21 protein-coding genes and 2 pseudogenes are annotated in these 23,926 nt (G+C 61.5%); 14 read left to right on the top strand and 9 right to left on the bottom strand.

Annotated elements, in window-relative coordinates; all coding sequences use genetic code 11:
- Positions 1 to 7: 7 nt before the first annotated feature.
- From Q2941_RS30160 to Q2941_RS30150, 3 genes are all read right to left on the bottom strand, one after another.
- Positions 8 to 454: a hypothetical protein gene (locus Q2941_RS30160; RefSeq protein ID WP_458194668.1), complete on the bottom strand. Its 447-nt coding sequence runs from the start codon at positions 452 to 454 to the stop codon at positions 8 to 10.
- A 27-nt stretch (positions 455 to 481) separates the two neighbouring features.
- Complete coding sequence (locus Q2941_RS30155) at positions 482 to 736, bottom strand: hypothetical protein (RefSeq protein ID WP_458194667.1); 255 nt, start codon at positions 734 to 736, stop codon at positions 482 to 484.
- A gap of 486 nt (positions 737 to 1,222) precedes the next feature.
- Positions 1,223 to 1,735, bottom strand: a complete 513-nt coding sequence (locus Q2941_RS30150; protein WP_458194666.1) for a winged helix-turn-helix transcriptional regulator — start codon at positions 1,733 to 1,735, stop codon at positions 1,223 to 1,225.
- A gap of 198 nt (positions 1,736 to 1,933) precedes the next feature.
- Here Q2941_RS30150 and Q2941_RS30145 point away from each other — a divergent pair, with 198 nt between their 5' ends.
- The 13 genes from Q2941_RS30145 (at position 1,934) to Q2941_RS30085 (ending at position 16,586) form a co-directional block, all read left to right on the top strand.
- The gene (locus Q2941_RS30145) at positions 1,934 to 2,572 is read left to right on the top strand and encodes a 2-hydroxychromene-2-carboxylate isomerase (RefSeq protein ID WP_458194665.1); all 639 of its coding nucleotides are present in this window, start codon (positions 1,934 to 1,936) and stop codon (positions 2,570 to 2,572) included.
- Between the two features lie 48 nt (positions 2,573 to 2,620).
- On the top strand, positions 2,621 to 4,168 hold the full coding sequence (locus Q2941_RS30140) for a class I adenylate-forming enzyme family protein (RefSeq protein WP_458194664.1): 1,548 nt from the start codon (positions 2,621 to 2,623) through the stop codon (positions 4,166 to 4,168).
- A 64-nt stretch (positions 4,169 to 4,232) separates the two neighbouring features.
- Positions 4,233 to 4,970 (top strand): SDR family oxidoreductase, encoded by a 738-nt coding sequence (locus Q2941_RS30135; RefSeq protein ID WP_458194663.1) that lies wholly within the window; start codon positions 4,233 to 4,235, stop codon positions 4,968 to 4,970.
- 11 nt (positions 4,971 to 4,981) lie between these two features.
- Positions 4,982 to 6,163, top strand: coding sequence for an acyl-CoA dehydrogenase family protein (locus tag Q2941_RS30130; RefSeq protein ID WP_458194662.1), 1,182 nt, complete (start codon positions 4,982 to 4,984; stop codon positions 6,161 to 6,163).
- Between the two features lie 23 nt (positions 6,164 to 6,186).
- Entirely contained in the window at positions 6,187 to 7,317 is a 1,131-nt protein-coding gene (locus Q2941_RS30125; protein WP_458194661.1) for an acyl-CoA dehydrogenase family protein, read from the top strand.
- Positions 7,318 to 7,331: 14 nt separating this feature from the next.
- Positions 7,332 to 8,519 (top strand): acetyl-CoA C-acyltransferase, encoded by a 1,188-nt coding sequence (locus Q2941_RS30120; RefSeq protein WP_458194660.1) that lies wholly within the window; start codon positions 7,332 to 7,334, stop codon positions 8,517 to 8,519.
- 20 nt (positions 8,520 to 8,539) lie between these two features.
- The gene (locus Q2941_RS30115) at positions 8,540 to 9,550 is read left to right on the top strand and encodes an NAD(P)H-dependent flavin oxidoreductase (RefSeq protein ID WP_458194659.1); all 1,011 of its coding nucleotides are present in this window, start codon (positions 8,540 to 8,542) and stop codon (positions 9,548 to 9,550) included.
- Between the two features lie 55 nt (positions 9,551 to 9,605).
- The gene (locus Q2941_RS30110) at positions 9,606 to 10,766 is read left to right on the top strand and encodes an iron-containing alcohol dehydrogenase (RefSeq protein ID WP_458194658.1); all 1,161 of its coding nucleotides are present in this window, start codon (positions 9,606 to 9,608) and stop codon (positions 10,764 to 10,766) included.
- A gap of 66 nt (positions 10,767 to 10,832) precedes the next feature.
- Entirely contained in the window at positions 10,833 to 12,032 is a 1,200-nt protein-coding gene (locus Q2941_RS30105) for an ABC transporter substrate-binding protein (RefSeq protein ID WP_458194657.1), read from the top strand.
- A 79-nt stretch (positions 12,033 to 12,111) separates the two neighbouring features.
- Positions 12,112 to 12,918 carry a glutathione S-transferase family protein gene (locus Q2941_RS30100; RefSeq protein WP_458194656.1) on the top strand — a complete coding sequence of 269 codons (807 nt, stop codon included), beginning with the start codon at positions 12,112 to 12,114 and terminating at the stop codon, positions 12,916 to 12,918.
- A gap of 39 nt (positions 12,919 to 12,957) precedes the next feature.
- Positions 12,958 to 13,659, top strand: a complete 702-nt coding sequence (locus Q2941_RS30095) for an SDR family NAD(P)-dependent oxidoreductase (RefSeq protein ID WP_458194655.1) — start codon at positions 12,958 to 12,960, stop codon at positions 13,657 to 13,659.
- A gap of 288 nt (positions 13,660 to 13,947) precedes the next feature.
- Positions 13,948 to 14,409, top strand: a complete 462-nt coding sequence (locus tag Q2941_RS30090; protein ID WP_458194654.1) for a (2Fe-2S)-binding protein — start codon at positions 13,948 to 13,950, stop codon at positions 14,407 to 14,409.
- Positions 14,410 to 14,411: 2 nt separating this feature from the next.
- On the top strand, positions 14,412 to 16,586 hold the full coding sequence (locus Q2941_RS30085; RefSeq protein WP_458194653.1) for a xanthine dehydrogenase family protein molybdopterin-binding subunit: 2,175 nt from the start codon (positions 14,412 to 14,414) through the stop codon (positions 16,584 to 16,586).
- A 496-nt stretch (positions 16,587 to 17,082) separates the two neighbouring features.
- Here the strand turns inward: Q2941_RS30085 and Q2941_RS30080 are convergent.
- The 3 genes and pseudogenes from Q2941_RS30080 to Q2941_RS30070 all read right to left on the bottom strand — a co-directional run.
- Positions 17,083 to 17,827 (bottom strand): annotated as a pseudogene (locus Q2941_RS30080) (SDR family oxidoreductase); the annotation flags it as partial.
- 104 nt (positions 17,828 to 17,931) lie between these two features.
- Positions 17,932 to 18,669 carry an acetoacetate decarboxylase gene (locus Q2941_RS30075; RefSeq protein WP_458194652.1) on the bottom strand — a complete coding sequence of 246 codons (738 nt, stop codon included), beginning with the start codon at positions 18,667 to 18,669 and terminating at the stop codon, positions 17,932 to 17,934.
- Positions 18,670 to 18,726: 57 nt separating this feature from the next.
- The gene (locus Q2941_RS30070) at positions 18,727 to 20,007 is read right to left on the bottom strand and encodes a patatin-like phospholipase family protein (RefSeq protein ID WP_458194651.1); all 1,281 of its coding nucleotides are present in this window, start codon (positions 20,005 to 20,007) and stop codon (positions 18,727 to 18,729) included.
- Between the two features lie 482 nt (positions 20,008 to 20,489).
- Between Q2941_RS30070 and Q2941_RS30065 the strand changes: the two genes are divergently transcribed.
- Positions 20,490 to 20,951, top strand: a complete 462-nt coding sequence (locus Q2941_RS30065) for an ion channel (protein WP_051390274.1) — start codon at positions 20,490 to 20,492, stop codon at positions 20,949 to 20,951.
- 372 nt (positions 20,952 to 21,323) lie between these two features.
- Here the strand turns inward: Q2941_RS30065 and Q2941_RS30060 are convergent, their stop codons facing one another.
- The 3 genes and pseudogenes from Q2941_RS30060 to Q2941_RS30050 form a co-directional block, all read right to left on the bottom strand.
- Positions 21,324 to 22,286: an alpha/beta fold hydrolase gene (locus Q2941_RS30060; RefSeq protein ID WP_458194650.1), complete on the bottom strand. Its 963-nt coding sequence runs from the start codon at positions 22,284 to 22,286 to the stop codon at positions 21,324 to 21,326.
- Between the two features lie 168 nt (positions 22,287 to 22,454).
- Positions 22,455 to 22,645, bottom strand: a pseudogene (locus tag Q2941_RS30055) (N-acetylmuramoyl-L-alanine amidase); the annotation flags it as partial.
- A gap of 486 nt (positions 22,646 to 23,131) precedes the next feature.
- A complete protein-coding gene (locus Q2941_RS30050) occupies positions 23,132 to 23,587 on the bottom strand; it encodes an SRPBCC family protein (RefSeq protein WP_458194649.1) in 456 nt (151 codons plus the stop codon).
- Positions 23,588 to 23,926 lie beyond the last annotated feature (339 nt).

Genomic DNA, 23,926 nt, shown 5'->3' with positions numbered 1-23,926 from the left:
ATGGGCCTCACGCCGCGTGTTCCATCTGAGCAAAGCCCTGCCGGTGCCCGGACAGCACCAGTCCCTGCTGGCATCTCACGCCCGCCTCGATCCGGAAGCCGAGCTGCACGAGCGACTTGCGAATCTTCAGCGCAAGGCCGCTTTCGCGCGATTTGATGAGGACAGCGATCGTCGCGGCGGCGCCCAGAGACGGGGCGATCTGGGCCAGTGCCAGCTCGAACTCCGCAAGCGAGGTCTCAACGTTGATGAGGCCGACCGCGCACCTCCCGTTGCGCAGGCGAAACATCGAGGGGAGTGCGATCCGGACAAGGCCACGCCGGCGCAAAGCCAGATACAATTCAGTGCTGCCTCGGCCAGCGACGATCGCGCGATTGAGGTTCGACAGGTGTGTGAGCGTGATCATGGTCTCGATGACCTGGTCGCACTCGGAGGGGGACGAATGAAGCTGGAGCATCAGCGTACTCCTTGGAAAGGTGCTCTGTCAGGCGACGCGTCGATCGATGCCGGCTTGCGGCTGCCGGCTCATATCGAGCTCAATCTCGCGCGTTAGTTCGACGATCGTCTCAAGATGCTGACTGTTCTCAAACAGCGCGTACTTGATGGCCTGTTCCCGGCTGACGAATAGCCCGCCATAGAGGCCGTTCTGTTCCTGGGCGACCCACTGGCCTCGGCGATTCCTGCCGATGAAGACGACGGTCGAGGGGGAGCTGCACGATGGGGGTTCGACGAGCTTCAAGTTGGTATTCCTTCTGATTGACGCGAGTGCGTCCGCCAGTTCGACGTTCCACGAATGTTGAGGGGAATGGCCGGTAGGCACTCTCGCTTGACTTGCCCGCTCAATATCCTGCTGGGCGAGTAGGTTTTCGAGAGTAGACGCGAGGCGTCCTCATAAGAGCGGCATAAAGATTTTCGTCGGCCTCAGTTCGATTTCGATCCGTGCCTAGGGCGGCGTTGCGCCGGCTATCGATGACCGGCTTCCTATGTGGCTGAGGACCGACGGGGAGGGCACCATGGAGCTCTCCGATGCGTGCACGGCACTCTCGCGGTCATTCTCGCCAGCCCCCGGAACATGCCTGCCAAAATGTTGATCGACATCCTTGTGCGGGAAGCCGCCAGGTTTGGGGGATGTCACTCATTCGGCTTCGGCGGGCAGAACGTCGTCATGACGCGTAAGCCGGCGTGAAACGCGACAATGAGCTCGGGGGCGTTCGCCACCAGGGGCCTAGCCCGACCGAACGGTTCTCCTGGCGGAAGCTTGTGCCTTTGCATGTTCCGGCGACAATTGTCGCGCGCCGGGCCCGGGATGCACGTGGACTGCCTTGGCCGTTAGCGGCTCTCTACATTCCGAGCATACCATCGCGGGGTCGAACATCTTTCCGCAGTTCTTGTGCTCGTGCAGCATCGGCCTTCCGCGCGAGTCGACCATGTGGATGTTACCCCAGTGCACGATCGACATGATGATCGGATAGAGGTCGAGGCCCTTCTGGGTCAGGATGTATTCGTAACGCTTTGGCGATTCCTGGTAGGGAATCCGGCGCAGCACGCCGAAGCGCACCAGCTTCTTCAGCCTGTCGGCGAGAAGATGCCGGGTAATTCCTAGCGACGCCTGAAATTCATCGAACCTGCGGATGCGCAGAAAGCATTCGCGCAGGATGAGCAGGCTCCAGCGGTCGCCGATCACTGCGACGGTACGGGCGACCGAACACGGTTCGTCCTCGAGCGCATCCCATTTCATCAATATCTCCAATGGTCTGCAAGCGAATTAGTCCGCTAAATTCTAAATCAGAACTGATCACATTTCAATGATCTACTGAAATTGTAGAGCTCGTCGTCCAAAGCGAGATTGACAGTTCTAAAAAAGAACTTTATCAACGGGGCACGATCAAATGCAGGTGACACGCGATCGCCGCACATCGAAAGGGAGGCGCATGCCATGGCTGCTCCGCTGAAGGTCGAATTCCATTTCGATTTTGGCAGTCCTAACGCCTATCTCGCCGAACTGGTGCTGCCGGAGATCGAGCGGAGGACCGGCGTGAAGTTCGACTACGTTCCCGTGTTGCTCGGCGGCATCTACAAGGCGACCGGCAACATGTCGCCCGCCCAGTCACTCCATGGCATCAAGAACAAGCCTGAATACAACGCGCTGGAAACCGAGCGCTTTCTGCGGCGCCACAACATCACGAAATTCAAGTCGAACCCGTTCTTCCCGGTGAACACGCTGACGCTGATGCGCGGCGTTGTCGCGGCTCAATTCGAGGGAATGTTCGAGCCCTATTTCCGCGCCGCCTATCACCACATGTGGGGCGAGCCCAAGAAGATGGACGATCCGCAGGTGTTCCGTGAGGCGTTCCTGTCCTCTGGCCTCGATATCGACCGCATCATCGCGCGCGCACAACAGGACGACGTCAAGAGAAAGCTGATCGAGAACACCAGCGACGCCGTGGCTCGCGGCTCGTTCGGATCGCCGACCTTCTACGTGGGAAGCGAGATTTTCTTTGGAAAGGACAAATTGCGCGAGGTGGAGGACGAGATCGTCGCGCAGCTGGCTACGGGACGGCGCAAGACCGCCTGATCCCGAACCGCACGCTCAGGCCCCAAGGGCCGTTGCAGGGAGGTTTCAGTGGTGGCTTCGACGCAGACGGCGGCAGAACATCTGGAAGGTTTGCCAAACCGGATCCACGAGGTGATCGACCGGTATGTCGATGCGACACCGGATCGGCTCGCGCTGATCGATGACAAGGCAAAATTGACGTATCGGGAGCTGGATCGAAGCGTGGGCGGTGTCGCGAAGGCACTGCAGGAGCTCGGTATCCGCGCCGGCGACCGCGTGATGATCGTCAGCGAAAACTCCATTTCGCTCGCCTGTCTGCTGCTCGCCGCAAGCCGGCTCGATGCCTGGGCGATCGTCGTCAATCCGCGGCTGTCGCCACGCGAGATTGACCAGATCAGGGATCACAGCGGCGCTCGTCGGGCCTACTTTACCTCCGATGTGTCGCAGGAAGCAGCCGACCACGCCGTGCGGTATGGTGCGTCCGTGCAAAACGTTGGTTCGCTCCGCGGTATCGGCGTGACCGCGCTGAACGAGGAGACTTCGGCGGAGCCAGTCGAGGCCGAAGGCTCGCACCAGGTTGCGGTTCTCATCTACACGTCGGGGACCACGGGCACGCCCAAGGGCGTGATGCTGACCCACCGCAATCTCCTGTTCAGCGCCAGGGGCACCGCGGGGTGGCGGAAGATGACATCGGCCGACGTGCAATACTGTGTGTTGCCGATCTCGCACATCGTCGGCATTTCGCTGCTCACCATGACTTTGATGTTCGGCGGCACGGTGCGCCTGGTCGCAAAGTATGATCCGGCCGCCCTCGTGAAGGCGATGGCGGAGGAGGGCATTACCATCCTCAATGGCGTGCCCGCGACCTACCAGCGTCTGCTCGAATACCGGCGCAATGCGGGGCTGCCGAAGTTCGATCGCGGTGCGCTTCGCCTGATCGCGGTGGCGGGAGCGCCGCTCGATCTCGAGCTCAAATCTCGTGTCGAGCAGGAACTCGGCCTGCCGCTCCTTAACGGTTATGGCATCACCGAGTGCTCGCCGGGCATTTCCGGCGTCCGGCCCGATAGCCCGAGGGCCGATCACGCAGTGGGAACGGTTCTCCCGGGCCTTGAGGCAAAGCTCGTCGCTCGGAACGGCAAGATTGTTGCCAATGGTGAGGTCGGCGAGCTCCATGTTCGTGGCCCGAATGTGATGCGCGGCTACTACCGCGCCCCTGACCTGACCGCGAAGGCGATCGATGCTGACGGTTGGTTTAACACTGGTGATCTCGCTCGCTTCGAGGGCGACTGCCTCTACATCGTCGGCCGAACCAAGGAGATGATCATCCGCTCCGGATTTAACGTCTATCCGGCCGAGATAGAGGCAGTGCTGAGTACGCACGATGCGGTGGTGCAGTGCGCCGTGGTCGGACGGCCAGTCGAGGGTAATGAAGAGGTCGTGGCCTTTGTGCAGCTAATCAAGGGGGCGACGGCCACCGCGCAGGACTTGATGGCTCACGTCGCCCCGCAACTCACCTCCTACAAGCGCCCATCGGAAATCATCCTGCTGGATGCGCTTCCAGCGACCTCGACGGGCAAGATCCTGAAGCACAAGCTGGCGGAGTCGCTGCGCAGTTAAGGGTAAGCACCAGCCCGACGCCGCATTCGAGAAGAGTTCGCTAAACCAGAGGCCGGAGAAAACCATGCAGAAGAGAAATGCAACAATTGCTGTCATCGGTGCCGGCGATTACATCGGCGGCGAGATCGCCAAGAAGTTTGCCTCCGAAGGCTTTACGATCTTCGCCGGCCGCCGCAATGGCGACAAGCTCGCGCCGCTGGTCAAGGAAGTCGAGGCCGCTGGCGGCAAGATCCACGCCCGCTCGCTCGACGCGCGCAAGGAGGAGGAGATCATCTCCTTCCTGAGCGATGCCGACAAGCATGCGCCGCTCGAGGTCTGCATCTTCAACATTGGCGCCAACGTCAACTTCCCGATCCTGGAGACCACCGAGCGCGTGTTCCGAAAGGTCTGGGAAATGGCCTGCTATTCCGGCTTCCTGGCCGGACGCGAAGCGGCGCGGCTGATGCTGCCGCGCGGCGGCGGCAACATCTTCTTCACCGGCGCCACCGCCTCCTTGCGCGGCGGCAGCGGCTATGCCGCCTTCGCCAGCGCCAAGTTCGGCCTGCGCGCCGTGGCGCAGGCGATGGCCCGCGAGTTGGGGCCAAAGAACATCCACGTCGCGCATCTCATCATCGACTCCGGCGTCGATACCGAATGGGTGCGGCAACGCCGCATCGAGGCGCTCGGTCCCGATGCGCTCGACAATCCCGATCTCCTGATGCCGCCGGCGTCGGTCGCGGCGTCCTACTGGCAGCTCTATCAGCAGCCGAAGAGTGCCTGGACCTTTGAGCTCGAAATCCGTCCCTTCGGCGAGAAGTGGTAGGAGCAGATCCAATGGAGCTCGCATTGTCACCGGAGGATGCGGCCTTCCGCGACGAGGTGCGTGCCTTCATCGCCCGGAATTATCCGGCGGAGATGCGCGTTCCGAATCCGGAGACCGACCTCTCCAAGGAGCAGATGCTGCTCTGGCATCGCATCCTGCACAGGAAGGGCTGGATCGCGCCGCTCTGGCCGAGGGAATATGGCGGACCCGGCTGGTCGATCACGCGCCGCTTCATCTTCGAGCAGGAGACGACACGGGCCGGCACGATGCCGCCGTTGGCGTTCAGCGTCACCATGGTCGGCCCCGTCATCTATACGTTCGGCAACGAGGCGCAGAAGAAGAAGTTTCTGCCACGCATCCTCTCCGGCGAGGACTGGTGGTGCCAGGGCTATTCCGAGCCGGGCTCCGGCTCCGACCTCGCCACCGTCCGCACCAAGGCGGTGCGCGACGGCGACCACTACATCGTCAACGGTCACAAGACCTGGACCACGCTGGCCCAGCACGCCGACTGGATCTTTTGTCTCGTCCGCACCGATCCCGCCGCGAAGCCGCAGTCGGGGATCTCGTTCCTGCTGATCGACATGAAGTCGCCCGGCGTTACGGTCCGGCCGATCATCACCATCGACGGCTCTCACGAGGTCAACGACGTCTTCCTGCAAGACGTCCATGTTCCCGTCGAGAACCTGATCGGCGAGGAGAACAAGGGGTGGAGCTACGCGAAGTTCCTGCTCGGCAATGAACGCACCAGCATGGCCGGGATCGGCCGCTCGACACGCTACATCCGTCGGCTGAAGCAAATCGTGAAAGCCGAGATCCCGGAGGACGATCCGGCCCACCTCGAATTCATCAGGGATATCGCCAGCGTCGAGCTCGACGTGCTGGCGCTGGAAGCGACCGAGCTTCGTGTCGTCGCCCAGATGGCCCGCGGCGTCGATCCGGGACCGGCGGCCTCGCTGTTCAAGATCCGCGGCACCGAGATCTTCCAGAACATCACCGAACTCACGCACCGCGCGATCGGCAACTACGGTCTTGCGATCCGCGAGCATCCGGTCAGCGCCAACCACTTCATGCCGGGCCCCGAATATGGCCACACGGCGTCGGAGAAATATCTCAATTCGCGCAAGCTCTCTATCTACGGCGGATCGAACGAGATCCAGCGCAACATCATCGCCAAAGCCGTGCTCGGTCTCTAGCCACAGCGTCACAAGAGGATCGGATGGATATCCAGTTCACGGAAGAGCAGGAATTGTTGCGATCCAGCGTCCAGCGGCTGCTGCGCGACCAGTATGACTTTGACGCGCGCCGCAAGATCGTCGCGAGCGAAGAAGGCATCAGCCGCAAGCAATGGGCTGACTTCGCCGAGCTCGGCGTGTTCGCTGCGCCGTTCTCCGAGGACGTCGGCGGTCTCGGCGGCGGGCCGCTGTCGACCATGATCATCATGCAGGAGTTCGGCCGCCACCTCGTGGTCGAGCCGTTCGTGGAAACGGTCGTGCTTGCAGGCGGCCTGATCGAGCAGACGGGATCCGACGCGCAGAAGCAGGGCTTTATCCCCGACATCATCGCGGGGACGAAAATCTGGGCTCTGGCCTGGGCCGAGACGGGCTCGCGCTTCGATCTGGCGGCGGTGACGACCACCGCGCGCCGCGACGGCGGCGACTACGTCCTGAGTGGCGAGAAAACAGCCGTCATCGCGGCACCCTGGGCGGACTATCTCATCGTCTCGGCCCGGATCTCAGGTGACCGCAATGATCGCGGCGGCATCAGCCTGTTCGTGATCGATCGCCGCGCGGCCAATCTGCATTTGCAGAGCTTCAAAACCATCGACGGCCGCCGCGCCGCTGAGGTCAGTTTGAATAATGTCCGAGGCGAGCTGCTTGGCAAGGAAGGCGAGGGCGTCGCCGCGCTGGAAGCCTGCCGTGACCGGGCGATCGGCGCGCTCTGTGCCGAAGCCGTCGGCGCGATCGGGGAGCTGAACTCGGCCACGCTGGACTATTCAAAGACGCGCAAGCAGTTCGGAACCACGATCGGTTCGTTTCAGGTGCTGCAGCACCGGATGGTCGACATGTTCATCGCGCATCAGGAGGCGCTTTCCCTGATGCAGCATCTCAATCTCAGCATCAGCGCGGGCGACGCTGGCGTGTCGCGGCTGGCGTCGGGCGCAAAATCAAAGATCGGTTATGCCGGCAGGTACGTCGCCGACCAGGCTGTGCAACTGCATGGCGGCATGGGCATGACCGACGAGCTCAATGTCGGCCACTACTTCAAGCGCATTTCCTCCATCAACATCCAGTTCGGCGATCCCGCCTATCACTTGCTGCGCTACACGCGGCTCGACACAGCGGCTTAAGCAGAGAGGCAAGCATGACAACTGATGCAATTATCGTTTCCACCGCGCGCACCGGTGTCGGCAAGGCCTATCGTGGCGCGCTCAACAACACCGACGGTCCGACCATGGCGGGCCATGTGATCGCGGAGGCGGTGAAGCGTGCCGGTATCGCGCCCGGCGAGGTCGAGGACGTGGTGATGGGCTGCGCCATGCAGCAGGGCACCATGGTGATGAACGTCGCCCGCAAGGGCGCGGTCCGTGCCGGCCTCCCCGTCACGGTTGCCGGCACCACCATCGATCGGCAATGCGCCTCCGGCCTGCAGGCGATCGCGGTTGCCGCGCGCTCTGTGATGCTCGACGGCGTCGAGATCGCGATTGGCGGCGGCATCGAGTCGATCAGTCTCGTGCAGAACGACCACATGAACAAGTTCCATGTCATCGACGCAGAACTGATGGCGATGAAGCCGGAAATGTACATGTCGATGCTGGAGACCGCGGAAGTCGTTGCCGAGCGCTACGGGATTGGCCGGGATAAGCAGGACGAGTACAGCCTCGAATGCCAGCGCCGGGTCGGCGCCGCCCTGCAGGACGGCCGCTTCAACGACGAGATCGTGCCGATCACCACCAAAATGGCCGTGGTTGACAAGGACAGCAAGGAGGTCAGCTATCAGCAGGTCACGCTCGCCAAAGACGAGGGCCCACGCCCCGATACGACTGCCGAAGGCTTGGCCAAGATCAAGCCGGTGTTCGAAGGCAAGACGATCAGCGCCGGCAATGCCAGCCAGCTCTCGGACGGCGCCTCGGCTTGCGTGATCATGAGCGACAAGATGGCGGCCAAGAAGGGCCTGAAGCCGCTCGGCATCTTCCGCGGCTTCGTCGCGGCCGGCGTCGAGCCGGACGAGATGGGCGTCGGCCCGGTCGCTGCGATCCCGCGGCTTCTGAAGCGCCACAATCTGAAGATCGACGACATCGATCTCTGGGAGCTCAACGAGGCCTATGCGGTGCAGGTGATCTATTGCCGCGACAAGCTCGGCATCGATCCGGACAAGCTCAATGTCAATGGCGGTTCGATCGCGATCGGTCATCCCTACGGCATGACCGGTTCGCGGCTCACCGGGCACCTCCTGATCGAGGGCCGGAGGCGCAAGGCGAAATACGGCGTGGTGACCATGTGCATCGGCGGCGGCATGGGCGCGGCCGGCCTGTTTGAAATCGTTCACTGATCCAAGGGCGGAGATCACACGTGAAGACGGCAATCACTGAACTATTCGGCATCCAGCATCCGATCATCCAGGGGGGCATGCACTATGTCGGCTTTGCCGAGCTTGCGGCAGCAGTCTCCAATGCTGGCGGTCTCGGTATCATCACCGGCCTGACCCAGAAAACCCCGGAACTGCTGGCGAAGGAGATCGCGCGCTGCCGCGACATGACCGACAAGCCGTTTGGCGTGAACCTGACCTTCCTGCCGAGCTTTACAGCGCCTCCTTATCCCGAATACATCGCTGCCATCAAAGAGGGAGGCGTCAAGGCCGTCGAGACCGCGGGCCGCAGCCCCGAGCAGTACATGCCGGGGCTGAAGGCAGCCGGCATCAAGGTGATCCACAAATGTACCTCGGTGCGGCATTCGCTCAAGGCTGAGAAGATCGGTTGCGATGCGGTGAGCGTTGACGGGTTCGAGTGCGGCGGTCACCCCGGCGAGGACGACATCCCGAACATGATCCTGCTGCCGCGCGCCGCGGATGAACTGAGGATCCCATTCGTGGCTTCAGGCGGCATGGCGGACGCGCGGAGCCTCGTCGCGGCGCTGTCGATGGGCGCGGCCGGGATGAACATGGGCACCCGCTTCGTCGTCACCAAGGAGGCGCCGGTCCACGACAATGTCAAACAGGCGTTGGTCAAGGCAACCGAGCTCGACACGGTGCTGGTCATGCGCGCGCTGCGCAACACCGAGCGCGTGCTCAAGAACAAGGGCGTCGATCAGTTGCTAGAGGTCGAACGGAAGAAGGGCGCAAGCCTGAAGATCGATGACATCCACGAGCAGGTTGCCGGGGTCTATCCCAAGGTCATGGTGAACGGCGAAATGGACGCGGGCGCCTGGAGCTGCGGGATGGTGGTCGGGCTGATCAACGACATACCGACGGTGAAGGAGCTGATCGACCGTATCATGACGGACGCCGAGCAGATCATACGCCAGCGCCTGACCGGCTTCCTTGACGGCAACATCGACGACGTACCGGCGCGCGCCGTCGCGTGAGGGCTCAGCGCGCCTTGCGGGAATGTCGAACAACAACATCGATGGGAGGGAAAGCATGCTTGTCGCGGGCAGTTATCAATACCCGACGATGGAGTCGGTGATTTACGGCAAGCCTGCAGCCGAGGCGCTGCGCGAGGAAGCGGAGCGGCTTGGCGCAAAGCGCGTCTACCTGATCGTCAGCCGCACCCTGAACAGCAAGACCGATGAAATCGAAAAGATCCGCAAGGCCCTGGGCGAGCGCCATGCGGAGACTTTCGACGGGGTCCCACAGCACACGACGCGCGAAGTGGTGGTACAGACTGCCAGGCGGGCGAAGGAGGCAAAGGCCGACCTCGTCGTTGCCATCGGCGGGGGCTCAGTGGTCGACGCGGCAAAGATCGTGCTGATGTGCATGGAGCACGAGATTTTTGAGCAAGCCGGGCTTGACGGCTTCGAGACCACGCCAGAGCGCCGCTTTGGTCAGTTTCGCACCCCCAAGGTGCGAATGATCGCCATCCCGAGCACGCTGTCCGGTGGCGAATACAATTCCGGAGCGCTGGTCACCGATACCCGCCGCAAGTTGAAGCAGATATTCAACCACCCCATGATGATGCCGCGCAGCATCATCCTCGACCCCGCTATGACCAAATATACGCCAGAGAAACTCTGGCTCGGCTCCGGCACACGCGCCATGGATCACGGGATCGAGGCGATCTGTTCCAGTCGCCCCAACGTGCTCGTCGATGCCGTGTGTCAACAGGGACTACGCTTTCTGCATGATGGTCTCAGGCGCACCAGGAGCAATCCGAACGACAAAGCGGCACGACTGAACTGTCAATTGGGCTCGTGGCTGTCGGCCTTCGGATTGCAGGCGAGGGTGCCGATGGGCGCGAGCCACGCCATCGGGCATGTGCTCGGGGGCACCTGCGACGTGCCGCACTACTTCTGTACAGCAGTGATGATGCCGAGTGTTCTGCGCTACAACCGCCCCGCCACTGAAGCCGCTCAGATGGCGGTCGCCGCGGCGCTCGGCGCGCCGGGGCGTGACGCCAGCGAGGCGTTTGCGGAATTTGTCGCGGAGCTCGGCCTTCCCCGAACGCTCGCCGAGGTCGGCGTTGCCGAGGATCGCTTCGAACTGATCGCCAAGAACGCGATGCTTTCAATCTTTACGCGGGCGAACCCGCAGCCGATCCGCGAGCCCGGCGACATCGTCAAGATACTCAAGTTTGCCGCCTGACTTGGTCTGAGAATGAGCATCGCTCCCTGCTGGATGCAGGGCGCGCAAACTATGGAGGAATGCGCGATGTTTAGGGGCATCCGGCTGGTCTGTGCACTCTTGATTGCAATGTCGGTCCCTTGCTGGGCCGGCGACACGCCCGGCGTCACGGCGACGCAAATCAAGATCGGCGGCATATTTCCGTTGAGCGGACCGGCCTCCTCGATCGGCCAGGTCGGGCAGAGTGTGCGCGCTTATGTGCAATCGATCAACGATCGTGGTGGAATCAACGGACGCAAGATTGAATACGTGATGCTCGACGATGCTTACAGCCCGCCGAAGGCTTTTGAGCACGCGCGCCGGCTGGTGGAGAGCGACGAAGTCGCCTTCATGTTCAGCCAGCTCGGCACGTCGGGCAATTCCGCCGTAGCAAAATACCTCGCCGCGAGACGTGTGCCGACGATCGCGATCGTGACCGGCGCGAGCAAATTTACAAACGTCAAGGACTATCCGCTGACAACCACCGGACTTGTCAGCTATGACACTGAGGGAAAAATCTACGCAAAATATCTGCAGCGCGCCTTACCCATCGGGAAATACGCGATCCTGTTCCAGAACGACGATCTTGGTCGTGACTACGTGAACGCCTTCAAGACCGTGCTGGGCGCTGATTTCGACAAGCGCGTGGTGACCGCCAGCTACGAGGTGACGGAACCGACGGTCGACTCGCAGGTGGTCACGCTCAAGAGCGCAGGAGCGCAGGCGCTGTTCATTGCAGGTACGCCAAAATTTGCTGCGCAGGCGATCCGACGTGCGGCCGAGAGCGGATGGAAGCCAATAGTCTTGATCAACTTCCCCTCATCGACGATCGCAGGTACGCTGAAGCCGGCGGGATTGGAGAACTCGGTTGGCGTGATCGTCGGTACCCCGAACAAGGATCCAAGCGATCAGAAATGGGCCGATGATGAGGGAGTCAAGGCTTTTCGCGCCTTCTTCGAACGATACCTGGCTGGCTCCGATATTACCAACACCAGCTATCTGACTGGATACCAGCAGGGCATGGTGCTTGAGCAGATCCTCAAGCAATGCGGCGACGACCTTTCGCGTGAGAACATCATCAAGCAGGCCAAATCGCTGAAGAACCTCTTGCTGCCGACGGCGCTGCCCGGCGTTCGGATCAACACCAGCGCCGGCGACAACATGATCTGGACGCAACTGCAGCTTCAGCGATGGACGGGCACGGGCTGGGAGCAGTTCGGCGAAGTTCTCGACGGGCGTTCGGAGTAGGGTATCCGTCGTCTTGACACCCCAAGCGGCGACTTGTGGGGCAGCCGGTGGGTACAAGGTTCATCAGGAGCACTCCACGATGGCTGATTTGCGAATATTCTCTTATCTGCCGAACCCGCGCGTATGGAAAGCGACCATCGCGGCCCGGTTCTGCGCCGTGGATGTCGAGATCAGAGGAGCATCGGGCAAGGAGTTGAGGGACTGGCTGTGGGACTATGATGCGCGTCCCTTGGCCGAGCACGAACGTCAATCCCTGTCATCCCTTGCACGTACAGGGCGGGTCGGGTTGACCGGTGCGCAACTCTTCAAGACCGACGCCTTCCTCAAAGCGCAGCCGTTCGGCAATGTGCCCGCCGCTTTCGGGGCCGATGGAAAGATCGGCATCTTCGAATCGAACAGCATCATGCGGGCGGTCGCGCGCCTGGGTGAAGCGACATTCCCGCTTTACGGGCGTGATGCCTATGACGCCTCCAGGATCGACAGCTTTCTGGATGTCAGCCTCGTCTTCGCCAGGGATGCGCAGATTTATCTTCTCGCGCTGTCGGGCGGCACGGTCAATGCGGCGATACACGCCCGCGCCAAAGAGGCCTTCGCGATCTATGTCTCGGGGCTTGAGCAGGCGTTGTCTCCGCGACGGGAAACGCTAGTGGGAAATGGCATCACGCTGGCGGACATCTGCTTTGCCGCCGAACTTGCGCTGTTCATGAACGAGCACGCGCGGGCCGAGCAGTTGAGCGAGCACGGGCTGGACAGAATCCTGTATCCGGGGGTCCAAAACGACTACCCGCTGGCGTTCGCGCACTTCGCCCGGCTGGTCGATCACGAGCACTTCAGGCCGGACCTTAAGCCATATGTCGAGAAATTGCTGTCAAAGGCGGCGGCCTGAACATGAAAACTGTCCGCTCCAACCAGGAGGTTTGATCGCATGACCGCGCCCGCTTGCTTGATAACGGGCGTTGGACCCGGCACGGGTTCGGCGCTCGCCAGAAGATTTGCCGAGGGTGGCTACCGCGTGGCCCTTCTCGCCAGGAACGAGGAGCGTCTTGCCGTTCTTGAGAAGGAGCTGCCGAACACGAAGGGATATCGATGCGATGTATCGGATCCGGCGCAAATCGAAGCGGTAGCGACCTCCGTGGAACGCGATCTCGGCCAACCCGGCGTCGTCATTCACAATGCGGTTGGCGGAGCATTCGGCACGTTTCGCGAGATCGATCCGCAGATTCTCAATCGCAACTTCCAGGTCAACACGATGGGGCTGCTGTACCTGGCGAGGCGCTTTGCGCCGGCGATGGTCAGCTCCAGTAAGGGTGCCATCGTTGCCACGGGCAATACGTCAGCCTTGCGGGGCAAGCCAGGATTCGCCGGATTTGCGCCAACCAAGGCAGCGCAGCGGATCCTGGCCGAGGCAATGGCACGCGAGCTCGGTCCGCAAGGAGTGCATGTCGCCTACGTCGTCGTCGACGCGGTGATCGACTTGGACTGGACGAGGAAGCGCTATCCGGACCGGCCGGACGATTTCTTCATCAAACCGCGAGCAATCGCAGAGGAAATTTGGCACGTGGTTCACCAGGATCGCTGCGCATGGTCGTTCAATGTCGAGCTGCGGCCGTTTGGAGAAACATGGTAACCGCAACGCAGCCACAGCGGGCCTTCAAGAGTGGCGTTGTTCGGCTGTCATTGTGTTGTTGAAGGAAGTGATCTGGCGCAGTGCATTAGCTGTGGAGATCCGCGATGAGGTGCGAAGATGCGGAGGCATGCTGCTGTGATACAGAGACAGGATCTCGCGTTGGCATCGAGAGGTGGAGAGAAAGACCCGCTGCCGGCTGCGCTCGCTGATCGCGTAGTGGATGAAACGAGGTGAGCGTCGAATGCCACCTCGCAATTGAATCAGAACAATCGTTCAAGGGAGGTCACGATGGTTTTCGAGATCACGATCAACGAAGATCGCCATTCCATCGACGTCGACGGAGATACGCCTCTTCTCTGGGTGTTGCGCGATGTGCTCGGTATGACCGGCACGAAATTCGGTTGCGGCATGGCGCTGTGCGGCGCCTGCACGGTGCATATCAACGGCGAGGCCGTCCGTTCGTGTATCACCTCGATCGACAGCATTGGCGACGCGAAGGTCACCACGATCGAGGCGATCGGAAAGACACCGGCGGGCCAGAAAATCCAGGCTGCCTGGCTCAATCGAGAAGTGCCGCAATGCGGCTATTGCCAATCCGGCCAGATTATGTCGGCGTCCGCATTGCTTGCGAGCAATCCGCATCCGACGGATTCCGATATCGATGACGCGATGTCGGGTAATGTCTGCCGCTGTGGAACCTATGTGCGTATCCGCGAAGCAATCAAGCAAGCCGCGAAATCGGGAGGCTGACCATGGCGTTCGCGCACATTGACATAACCCAAGGTGATCTGTCGCGGCGAGGCTTTCTCCGCGCGAGCGCCGCAATGAGCGGCGGCCTCTTGCTGAGCCTGAGCCTGCCGTTCGCGAGCGGCGAGAGCGAGGCGGCGAGCTCCGACAACTTTGAGCCAAATGCCTTCATCCGGATCGGCGGCGACGGCCAGATTGTCTTGACGATGCCCTATGTCGAGATGGGGCAGGGCACTTACACCTCAATCCCGATGCTAATTGCCGAGGAGCTCGAGGTAGGCTTGAAGCAGATTCATCTTGAGCATGCCCCGCCAGATGAAAGGCTTTACGTGAACCCGCTGCTCGGTGTGCAGGCGACCGGCAACTCGAATGCGATAAGAGGCGCCTGGGAGCCCCTGCGCAAGGCTGGCGCGACCGCGAGGACAATGCTCATCGCGGCGGCGGCAAGGCGCTGGAACGTCGATCCGAGCTCCTGCCGGGCAGAAGACGGTGAAGTGCGCCATCAGGCGTCGGGACGCAGCCTCGGTTACGGCGCGCTTGCGGCCGATGCGGCGCATATGCAAGTGCCCGTGGCTGTGACGCTGAAGAATCCGGCGGATTTCAAGCTGATCGGCACACCGGCGAAGCGGCTCGATACGCCTGCCAAGATTAACGGTACCGCGATCTACGGCATCGACGCTCGGCCGCATGGGGTGAAGATCGCGACGCTGGTGCAATCGCCCGTGTTTGGCGGGCGGGTCAAGCGCGTGGATGATACTGCGGCCAAGGCGATCAACGGCGTCCGTCAGATTGTTCAGCTCGACGACGCCGTTGCGGTGGTGGCCGATCATATGGGTGCTGCCAAGAAAGGTCTGACGGCGCTCAAGATCGAGTGGGATGAAGGTCCACATGCCAACCTCTCGACTAGCGACATTGCGCGCGAGCTCGAAAGTGCGACAACGAAGCCAGGCGCGGTGGCGCAGACCATCGGGGACGCCGACAAGGCCATGGCAGGCGCCGCCACTAAGGTCGAGGCGATCTATCAGGTGCCGTTCCTGGCGCACGCTACGATGGAGCCGATGAATTGTACGGTACATCATCGTAAGGACGAGTGTGAGATCTGGATCGGCAGCCAGGCCGTTGCCCGCGTTCAGGCGATGGCCGCGAAAGCCGCTGGCCTGCCGCCAGAGAAAGTGATCGTCCACAATCACCTGATCGGCGGCGGCTTTGGCCGGCGGTTGGAAGCCGACGTCGCGGTCGGCGCCGTCGAAATCGCCAAACAGGTTGACGGGCCGGTGAAGGTCGTCTGGACTCGTGAGGAGGACATCCAGCACGACGCATATCGCCCTTACTGGTTCGACCGCATTTCCGCTGGGCTCGACGAGCGGGGCAGGCCAATCGCCTGGAATCACCGCCTTGCGGGTTCGTCCGTGGTTGCGCGATGGCTGCCGCCAGGCTTCAAGGATGGCCTTGATCCTGACTCGACGGAAGGCGCGATTGATTTGGTCTACGACCTACCGAACTTCCACGTCGAATATGCGCGCGTGGAGCCGCCAGGCATTGCGACTGGCTTCTGGCGCAGCGTCGGTCCGTCGCACAATGTGTTCGTGACCGAAAGCTTTATCGACGAAATGGCCGCCACGGCGAAACAGGACGCGGTCGCCTATCGCCGCGCGCTGCTCGACAAGTCGCCGCGCGCCAAGGCGGTGCTCGATCTTGCCGCGGAGAAGGCCGGCTGGGGACAGGCTTTGCCCAAGGGAAGCGGCCGCGGAGTCTCACTGCAGTTTGTGTTCGGCAGCTACATGGCCCAAGTTGCGGAGGTCGAGGTGTCGAAGGAGGGCACAGTCCGCGTTCGCCGCGTGGTCTGTGCGATGGATTGCGGTACCGTCGTCAATCCCGACACAGTGCAAGCTCAGATCCAGAGCGGAATCATCTTTGGTGTCACGGCGGCACTCCATGGCGAGATCACGCTCAAGAACGGCCGTGTCGAACAGACCAACTTCGACACCTACCAGATGCTGCGCATGAACGAGGCGCCGGAGATCGAGGTTCATGTCGTCGGGAGCTCGGAGCCACCGGGCGGAATGGGCGAGACGGGGACCTCGGCGATCGTCCCTGCCATCGCCAACGCGGTCTATGCGGCGACGGGCAAGCGGCTCCGCAAGATGCCGATCGATCCTGCATTGTTGAAGCAGGCGTGAGGTGCTGATGAATACGCTACTTGGCCCTGTAAGCGGGCCCGTGGCGGCTTGGGACAGTGCATCGAAATGCACTCTCGATAGCGGAATTTCGGAAAGAGACCGGCGGACTGAGCGTTAAGCCTCGTGAAAAGAACCACACCTGCTGGCGCGGTGTGCAAACGATAGTCTCGCCGGCTTGAGCCGACGTGAATATCCTATCGACTTGAGCCTTATGCATCCTGCATGCAGAGACACGTGGCATTTCAAAACGCAGCTCAATTGAGAGATGTCAGTCGCGCATAGCTCTAACCGATGGCTCGATCGTAAGGCGATAGGCAACCAGCTTGCTACCGTCGAAAACCTCGAGTGAGTTGTCGCAGGCGGCACAGCGGTACTCGCCTTCTTCCCCGGGGTGTGACCATAGTTCGAGGCGACGAAAACCAGCGCCGCACTCGGAACAAATCACGTCGCTCTTCTCATATCCTCGCCTCACGCTGCATGCTGTCACAATTCGGGTTTTTGCTTGTGACCGGCGAAGCCATTCGTCCAGACCGATGCGCCCGAGGCGCGCCTCGCCCAGCGGCACCAGCGATTTCTCCTCGACCCGGCCACCGAAGTATCGAGCCTCGGGATCGCTCACGACCACACGCGGATCGCCGATCGCCTTCAGATAGCGGGCAACAATTTCGTTGAACGGTGCTCGTTCCGGGCCCGCGATCTCGACGATACCGTTTCGCGGCGCCGCGAGCGCCACGTCGGCGACGTTGGCAGCGACGTCGTCCGACGCGATGGGCTGGAACAGGCCGGGCGAAAGCCCGACCACATTTCCATCCGCACTTGAAGCGGCGATGCCGCCGAGGAATTCCATGAACTAGGTCGAGCGGATGATGGTGTAGGGGATGCCGGAGGGCGCGATCAGTTTCTCCTGGGCGACCTTGGCACGGAAATAACCATTGTCGCTCCGGTCGGTTCCGACGATGGATAGCGCGACATGGTGCCGGACGTCGGCTGCGGCCTCCGCCGCAAGAAGATTGCGCCCGGAAGTCTCGAAAAATTCCAGTACCGCCTTGTCTTCCCATGAGGGCGCGTTGGCGAGTCGATCACCACCTGCGCGCCGGCCAGGGCCTCTTTGAGCCCTCGCCGGTGATGGTGTTGACGCCGGTATTGGGCGAAGCGGCGACGACCTCATGGTCGCCCTGGCGCAGTATGGCGACAGTCTTCGAGCCGATCAGGCCGGTGCCGCCGATGACGACAATCTTCATGTGATGACTCCCGAGTTCAGTCCAGCGACGTGCTGGACATTTGCTATCGGTTCAGACTGGCGCAGAACGGACATGGCGTCACGGCATGAGCCAACCGTCTCCTGTCAGCGCAAGTAGTCGTGCACGACCTTGCCCAGGCCGAGGGTCAGATCGGCGATAATGTGGACGCCCGACAAGACCTCGAGCACTGGCAGTTCGGCCACCGGTGCCAGCGCATGCGCGTGGAGGTCGAGCGCGGCCGGGCCGGTCCAGGCGCCTTTGACAGTAATGTCCTCGAGATAGTACTCGACGAGCTCGCAGATGCGCGGTGTGCCGTCGACATGCGGAATGATCTTGAGGAGGAAGTTCGGCGCCGCGAGCGAGGCCTTCACCGCCGCCAAATCCGAAGTCTTGTGCTTGTAGCCCATCGACCCAGTGGCGATGCGCACCGGGCCGTAGTCGAGCGTGCCGACAAGCGTGTCGATCTCGATGTGTAGCGTAGGATCGGCGAGCTTCTTGGGGAAGCCCCAGAGCTCGCGGCCGCCGGCGATCGGCCCCTCGTCATTGAGGAACATGCAGTGCGAATAGCCGCCCTGGCGGCCGCGGAACGCGACCGGAATGACCTGGCCCGTCTCGGTGTAGTCGCCGAAGCCGGTCGAATCCGGCATGCGGATGAACTCGTATTTTACTATGTCGCCGTCCGACACGAGCGGCTCCGGCACCAGCGCGCGCAGCTTCTCCGGGTCGGTGCGGTAGGTGATGATCAGATACTCGCGATTGATGAAGCGATAGGGCCCCGGCGGATAGGCCGGGCTCGTCAATGGCATCGCAAACGCTCGCTCGCGGACGTCGCTTTCTCTCATCGCTGGATCTCCTGATATAGGTGTGTCGAAGGGGCGCCGCGTCTCGCGGCCCGCGGCTTAATCGCGATCACCGGCAAAGTCGAAGATGCTGAGTTCCTCGCCATTGCCGGCGCGCTCGAGCACCTCGGGATGGCGCAGCGTGCGAATGGTGTCGTGGTAGCCGGACCGCCAATGCTCCGACATTGTTACCCGGGAGAATTCATAGTCTTTCGAGTCGCCTTCGTAGCCCCTCGGTCGATAGATGAGGTGCACTAGGTTGTAGGCGTGTCGTTGCGCGCGCGAGGCCAGGAACTTGGCTTCCTCGCTTTGCTTGAACTCGTCCGGCAGCTGGTCCAGGAGCGTGGCGACGGAGTATTCCACCTTGTGCAGCAGCTTGATGAAATTCGTGAAGGCGCGGGTGCGGCTCGAGTATTGGATCTCTTTCTGACGGGTCGCGACTTCCGGGAGGTTGCGCGGGAACTCGCCGTGTGCGCTCCAGAGATCGACCTGAAACACGAGCGCGTCGGGCATCCGCTGGCCGGTCACACGCGTGTTCGTCACAAGCCACTGGAGCGGCGTGTTCGAGACAAGGCCGCCATCCCAATAGTGCTCTCCCTCGATCTCGATGGCTGGGAAGCCGGGCGGCAGCGCGCCGCTGGCCATCACATGCTCAGGTCCGATCACCTGCGTCCCAGGATCGAAATAGACCAGGTTGCCGCTGCGCACATTCACCGCGCCGAGGCTGAGACGCGTGTCATAGTTGTCGGAGTTTATGCGGTCGAAGTCGACGTAGCGCTCGAGCGTGGCTCTCAGCGGCCGCGTGTCATAATAGCTCGTCGCCTCGATCGTACCGGGTGGATGAAACCACGGATTGGGGAGTCGCGGCCTGAAGAAGCCCGGCGTTCCGGCGAAGGCAACCGTGACCGCGCTCACCTGATTGGCGAGCGCGCGCGCAGCCTCGCCTCGTTCAAAGAGGCCGACGACGTCGGCGTCGAAGCCCATGGCAGGGGCGGTGATTTCCTCCCAGAATTCGCGCAGCCTGTCGACGCGCTTCTCGGGCGCATTGCCGGCGATGATGGCGGCGTTGATGGCGCCGATCGAAATGCCGACCACCCAGTCCGGATGAAGTCCAGTCTCGGCCAAGGCCTGATAAACGCCCGCTTGGTAGGCGCCGAGCGCGCCGCCCCCCTGCAGCAGCAACACGACGCGATTGAACGGGAGCCCCGCGCGCAGGTTCCGGCCCTTGCTCGCTGCGCGCAGTTTCGGGACGAGCGGTCTTTCCGCGAGCGGCTTGTCGGGCACGCCCTGATCGCGCAGCGATACCGTCGGCATGCTCTCCGAGATTGTGCTCTTGGTCATGTTGATCCTCTCCTGTCGACGACTGGAGACTCTTTGATGACCCGGGCGCCTTAAATAGAATGGGAGTCGAAAAGTGGGTCGAATGCTAATGAGAAGAAATTATCCGGTCGCCCGTTCGCACTCAACAGCAGGATAACATCCCGCGCCGCTTTCTTAGACGTCGTCGACTGGTCAGCCATGCTGGTCTATTTGTGGGAGGCACCCGGATGTCTCCTGTCCGAGTTGGGTCGTGCGTCGCGAGCATCGCCGGTCCACACGCGCGGACAGTACGAGAGATGAAGGAGGGCCCGAAGGCCACAGCCTAAAAATGTTCCATCCACCAATTCGACCCCCGGAAACACGGGACATGATTCGATTGTCTTATATATTCTGCTACGGCTTGAACCGGCCTTAGGGCTGCCCTGGTGATGGTGGTCCGAACGCTATTCGTCTCAAATCCAAGCATCGTGATCCGTGATGGGATGGGATGCTGGTGTGGAAAGATGACGCAAAATCATCAATTCGCGATCCTGTATCCATTGGTGGTTGGCCTAGGCGGAGTCGCATGTACGATTTTCGTCCATGCGTTCGCTTTGGCCGCGACGGTAAACTTCGTTCGCTATGAGAGGAAACTCGGGCGAGCAGGCGCAGGCGCCTTGATCGATCTCGCAATCGTCGCGCTGGCGGTATCATTCGCGTTCGTGGCGCACCTGATTGAGATCGCTCTATGGGCAGTGTTGCTCGTCATCTGTGGAGAATTTCAAGAGTTCGGAAACGCCTTCTACCATTCAGCGGTCAACTACACGACGCTGGGTTACGGTGATCTGCTTCTGACACCGTCGTGGCGGTTGTTGGGACCGTTGGAGGCAGCGAACGGAGCGCTTATGTTCGGCGTTTCGACCGCCATGGTCTTTGCCGTTATCCAAAGGCTGCTTCTGGACAGGTTTGAGGACCTTAGGTCCTGAGCGTTTTGTCGAGGCGTTCGCCAATTGCGCAACATATGGATACCGATCGCTAGAGTTGCCGCGCCTGTCTATGACCGCGACCCCAGCTTTAAAGCCTGCCGTCCCGGACCGCTTCGCCGAATAAAGGTCGGAAGGGAATACGAGGGCGGATCTGAACCTCGATGACCGCTCTGGGGCCAAACTGCGGCATCGCGGGGAGGGCCGTTCTTGGGCGCAAAGCGGCGGTATGCGCACTTCTGAGAAGGGCCCAAAAGGCGACATTGCGTTGCCGGGCTTCAGTCGCGTTGCCTGCCGTGTCTACGCAAGTCTTCTATCCAGCGAGCACGTTGCTGTTGCCAGCAAGCGAGCGGCCAAAAGTGGTCCGTTCGCGATTTATAACTGTTTCAAAAATTCCAGGAGCGCATTGTTCACGTCTTTGGCGCGCTCTTGCTGAGTCCAATGACCGCAACCTTTCAAGACTATTGTCTCGCGAAGCAAGGGCACGGACTGTTTCAGGCTAGGGATGAGATGGTCCCAGTTCGGAGATCTGTAAACCGCGTCTCGATCGCCGACGATATATAGTGCCGGGACCTGAACCTTTGCGCCAGACCATGGTGCGAGCAACTCCCAATTGCGGTCAATGTTGCGATACCAATTCAAACCTCCTCTAAAGCCGGTGCGCTTGAACTCCTCGACATAAAATTCGATGTCATTGTCCGTGAGCCACGCCGGCAATGATTGGGTTGTAGGCTTCCCATCAAGCCAACCGCCGTCACTAGGAAGCATCGTGAGCGACGCAGGATCTTCAACCGGCGCATCGCCAGATAGGGCGAACAGTGTCGTCTTGATTGCGTTGTGGACGTCTTTTTCGAGTTCTGCCTCGGCAACGCCCGGCGTCTGAAAATACAGTTGATAGAAGCGCTGCTTTTCGGCTCTCGGCATGACAGTGCTTGGTCGGTCGGGACCACGCACCGGAAACGGCACGCTCAAGCCAACGACGGCCCTAAATCGATCCGGTCTAAACAGAGCGCAGCGCCAAGCGACCGGCGCTCCCCAATCATGTCCGACGATGACTGCTTGATCCGTGCCGATCGCGTCGAACAACCCGACCATGTCTCCGGTCAGACGCAATAGAGTATATTGATCGATCGCATCCGGTTTGTCCGTCTGCCCGTAACCACGCATATCGGGCGCGATGGCGCGATATCCGGCGGCGGCGAGTGCTTCTAATTGGTGCCGCCACGAATACCAGCACTCCGGAAAGCCATGGCAGAGAAGTACAGTGGGACCGTCCCCTGCTTCGGCCAGGTGCATTCGAATGCCATTTGTCTCGATAAATCGATGCGAGATCGTCATCTGGCAACCTCCGCTCTGCATTTCCGCACTCCTCTTGATCGGCTGGATCGCCGACACCCAGTCGAACGGCAGACCGCCAAAACGACATGCTCTACGAATTTATTTTCGAGCCGCACCGCGCCTCGATGAACAAACGCCGAACCGAACCCGAACCGAATTACCGGAGGCCTGGCGCAGCGGAGAATCCGGATAACCCCAGTCATGGCCGCGATTGACGATCTCGATCCCGATGGAGCAGGAATGGAATCTTCCTCGCCCGCCCAGGATGAGACGCCGGCGTGCCAGGCGCGCTTGGCTTCGGGCACGCACTGCACGATGCGGCCATCCTCCAGCACGATGTAGTGAGCGGAGAGCTCGGTTTCCGGCGAGGGTCGTCGGCAGCTGGCTGGGCGCGCGGAAAGGCGCCAGTGTCTGCGTTTCCACGACAGCCGAGAGGGGCTTGCGCTCGACCAGCACTTGATCTCCGATCGTCTTTGTCAGCTCCGCCAGCGCCTTCTTTGTCGCATCATCGCCGCCCGTTTCGTTGGGGATCGATTCGATCAGCGCCGGCGGTATCAGAGCCTGCATAAAATCGCGCATGGCAGAGGTGAGCGATCTCTGCAGGGATGCGATGTCCCAGGCTGCAGCGGAAAGTCTTGGCGGGGATCTTTAGAAATCATTGTCCGCGACCCGGAGCCCTCACTACAAAGGGGGACAAATTGCGTTAGGCCTGCATCAGCGAACAGAGCTACCCAAGAAACAAGATTGCTCATCCAGCGCTCGGGACGGAAAGCCTGCGACCTCGCCGTTTCGTCCCACAGTATCTCGCCCAGATGCAACGCCGCGTCGCTGAGGTGCGACCGCGTTCAATCGGTACCAGTTCGGCCGTGCCAGGGGTCCGAGCCCGGGTCGCGTCCCGCTGCAACCTCGGCCAGCCGGTCGAGGTAATGGGCCCAACCTTCTGCGTGGCCGGCGCATTGCTCGGCACTGGGCAGGCCCGTATGGGTCAGGCGCAGCAGCGTTCCGTCCGGTTGCTCCATCAGGTCGATCTCGACCAGGCTTGACGCCGGCGGTACCATCTCGCTGCCGTCCCAGCCGAAGCTATAGGCTAGGCGGTGCACTGGCACCACCTCGCGGAAGGACCCACGGGCAAAGCGAGCGCCGGTGACATTGACGAGATAAAGCCCGCCGGGCTGAGGATCGACCTGCGCCTCCGTTCCCATCCATCGGAGGATCTTCTCCGGATCAGTGAGGAACGCGAACACTGCGGCGCGCGGCGCCGGGATGTGCGTCTCGCGTCGGACGACGAGTGCCTCTTGCATCGGTTTCCTCCACGGTTGTCATGCCTGCCCGCCTGCAGCGGGGAAGGTAGGGCAGGCCTTTCCCCCAGGATAGGCCCCGCGAGGTGGCTGCACCATCCGCGCCGTGACAGACCAGGACCGTCGCACCATGGTCGCGACACCGCTTGCGCAACCAACGACCCCACGAATGACTCAGTGGCAGAGGCCCGACGCCGCCTGCTGATTGGATCGCGTCCCGTGGCGTGGTGTAACTGACGGCGGGTCACCGCCGAGACTCCGGCGGGTCGGAAGGCATCAGCTTGCCACGGCGGGCAGGCCGACGATGGGATCATCGCTCAATGGCGCGATGGTTTCCAGTGT

The organism is Bradyrhizobium sp. UFLA05-153 (genome assembly GCF_054185185.1).
The sequence above is the reverse complement of the archived record's forward strand: the minus strand, read 5'-3'. Positions and strand labels throughout refer to the sequence as shown.

Excerpts from the sequence above, each read along its gene's own strand:
- Q2941_RS30160 (WP_458194668.1), bottom strand. The coding sequence starts at position 454 with ATGCTCCAGCTTCATTCGTCCCCCTCCGAGTGCGACCAGGTCATCGAG.
- Q2941_RS30150 (WP_458194666.1), bottom strand. The coding sequence starts at position 1,735 with ATGAAATGGGATGCGCTCGAGGACGAACCGTGTTCGGTCGCCCGTACC.
- Q2941_RS30145 (WP_458194665.1), top strand. The coding sequence starts at position 1,934 with ATGGCTGCTCCGCTGAAGGTCGAATTCCATTTCGATTTTGGCAGTCCT.
- Q2941_RS30135 (WP_458194663.1), top strand. The coding sequence starts at position 4,233 with ATGCAGAAGAGAAATGCAACAATTGCTGTCATCGGTGCCGGCGATTAC.
- Q2941_RS30130 (WP_458194662.1), top strand. The coding sequence starts at position 4,982 with ATGGAGCTCGCATTGTCACCGGAGGATGCGGCCTTCCGCGACGAGGTG.
- Q2941_RS30125 (WP_458194661.1), top strand. The coding sequence starts at position 6,187 with ATGGATATCCAGTTCACGGAAGAGCAGGAATTGTTGCGATCCAGCGTC.
- Q2941_RS30120 (WP_458194660.1), top strand. The coding sequence starts at position 7,332 with ATGACAACTGATGCAATTATCGTTTCCACCGCGCGCACCGGTGTCGGC.
- Q2941_RS30110 (WP_458194658.1), top strand. The coding sequence starts at position 9,606 with ATGCTTGTCGCGGGCAGTTATCAATACCCGACGATGGAGTCGGTGATT.
- Q2941_RS30105 (WP_458194657.1), top strand. The coding sequence starts at position 10,833 with ATGTTTAGGGGCATCCGGCTGGTCTGTGCACTCTTGATTGCAATGTCG.
- Q2941_RS30100 (WP_458194656.1), top strand. The coding sequence starts at position 12,112 with ATGGCTGATTTGCGAATATTCTCTTATCTGCCGAACCCGCGCGTATGG.
- Q2941_RS30095 (WP_458194655.1), top strand. The coding sequence starts at position 12,958 with ATGACCGCGCCCGCTTGCTTGATAACGGGCGTTGGACCCGGCACGGGT.
- Q2941_RS30090 (WP_458194654.1), top strand. The coding sequence starts at position 13,948 with ATGGTTTTCGAGATCACGATCAACGAAGATCGCCATTCCATCGACGTC.
- Q2941_RS30085 (WP_458194653.1), top strand. The coding sequence starts at position 14,412 with ATGGCGTTCGCGCACATTGACATAACCCAAGGTGATCTGTCGCGGCGA.
- Q2941_RS30075 (WP_458194652.1), bottom strand. The coding sequence starts at position 18,669 with ATGAGAGAAAGCGACGTCCGCGAGCGAGCGTTTGCGATGCCATTGACG.
- Q2941_RS30070 (WP_458194651.1), bottom strand. The coding sequence starts at position 20,007 with ATGACCAAGAGCACAATCTCGGAGAGCATGCCGACGGTATCGCTGCGC.
- Q2941_RS30065 (WP_051390274.1), top strand. The coding sequence starts at position 20,490 with ATGACGCAAAATCATCAATTCGCGATCCTGTATCCATTGGTGGTTGGC.
- Q2941_RS30060 (WP_458194650.1), bottom strand. The coding sequence starts at position 22,286 with ATGACGATCTCGCATCGATTTATCGAGACAAATGGCATTCGAATGCAC.
- Q2941_RS30050 (WP_458194649.1), bottom strand. The coding sequence starts at position 23,587 with ATGCAAGAGGCACTCGTCGTCCGACGCGAGACGCACATCCCGGCGCCG.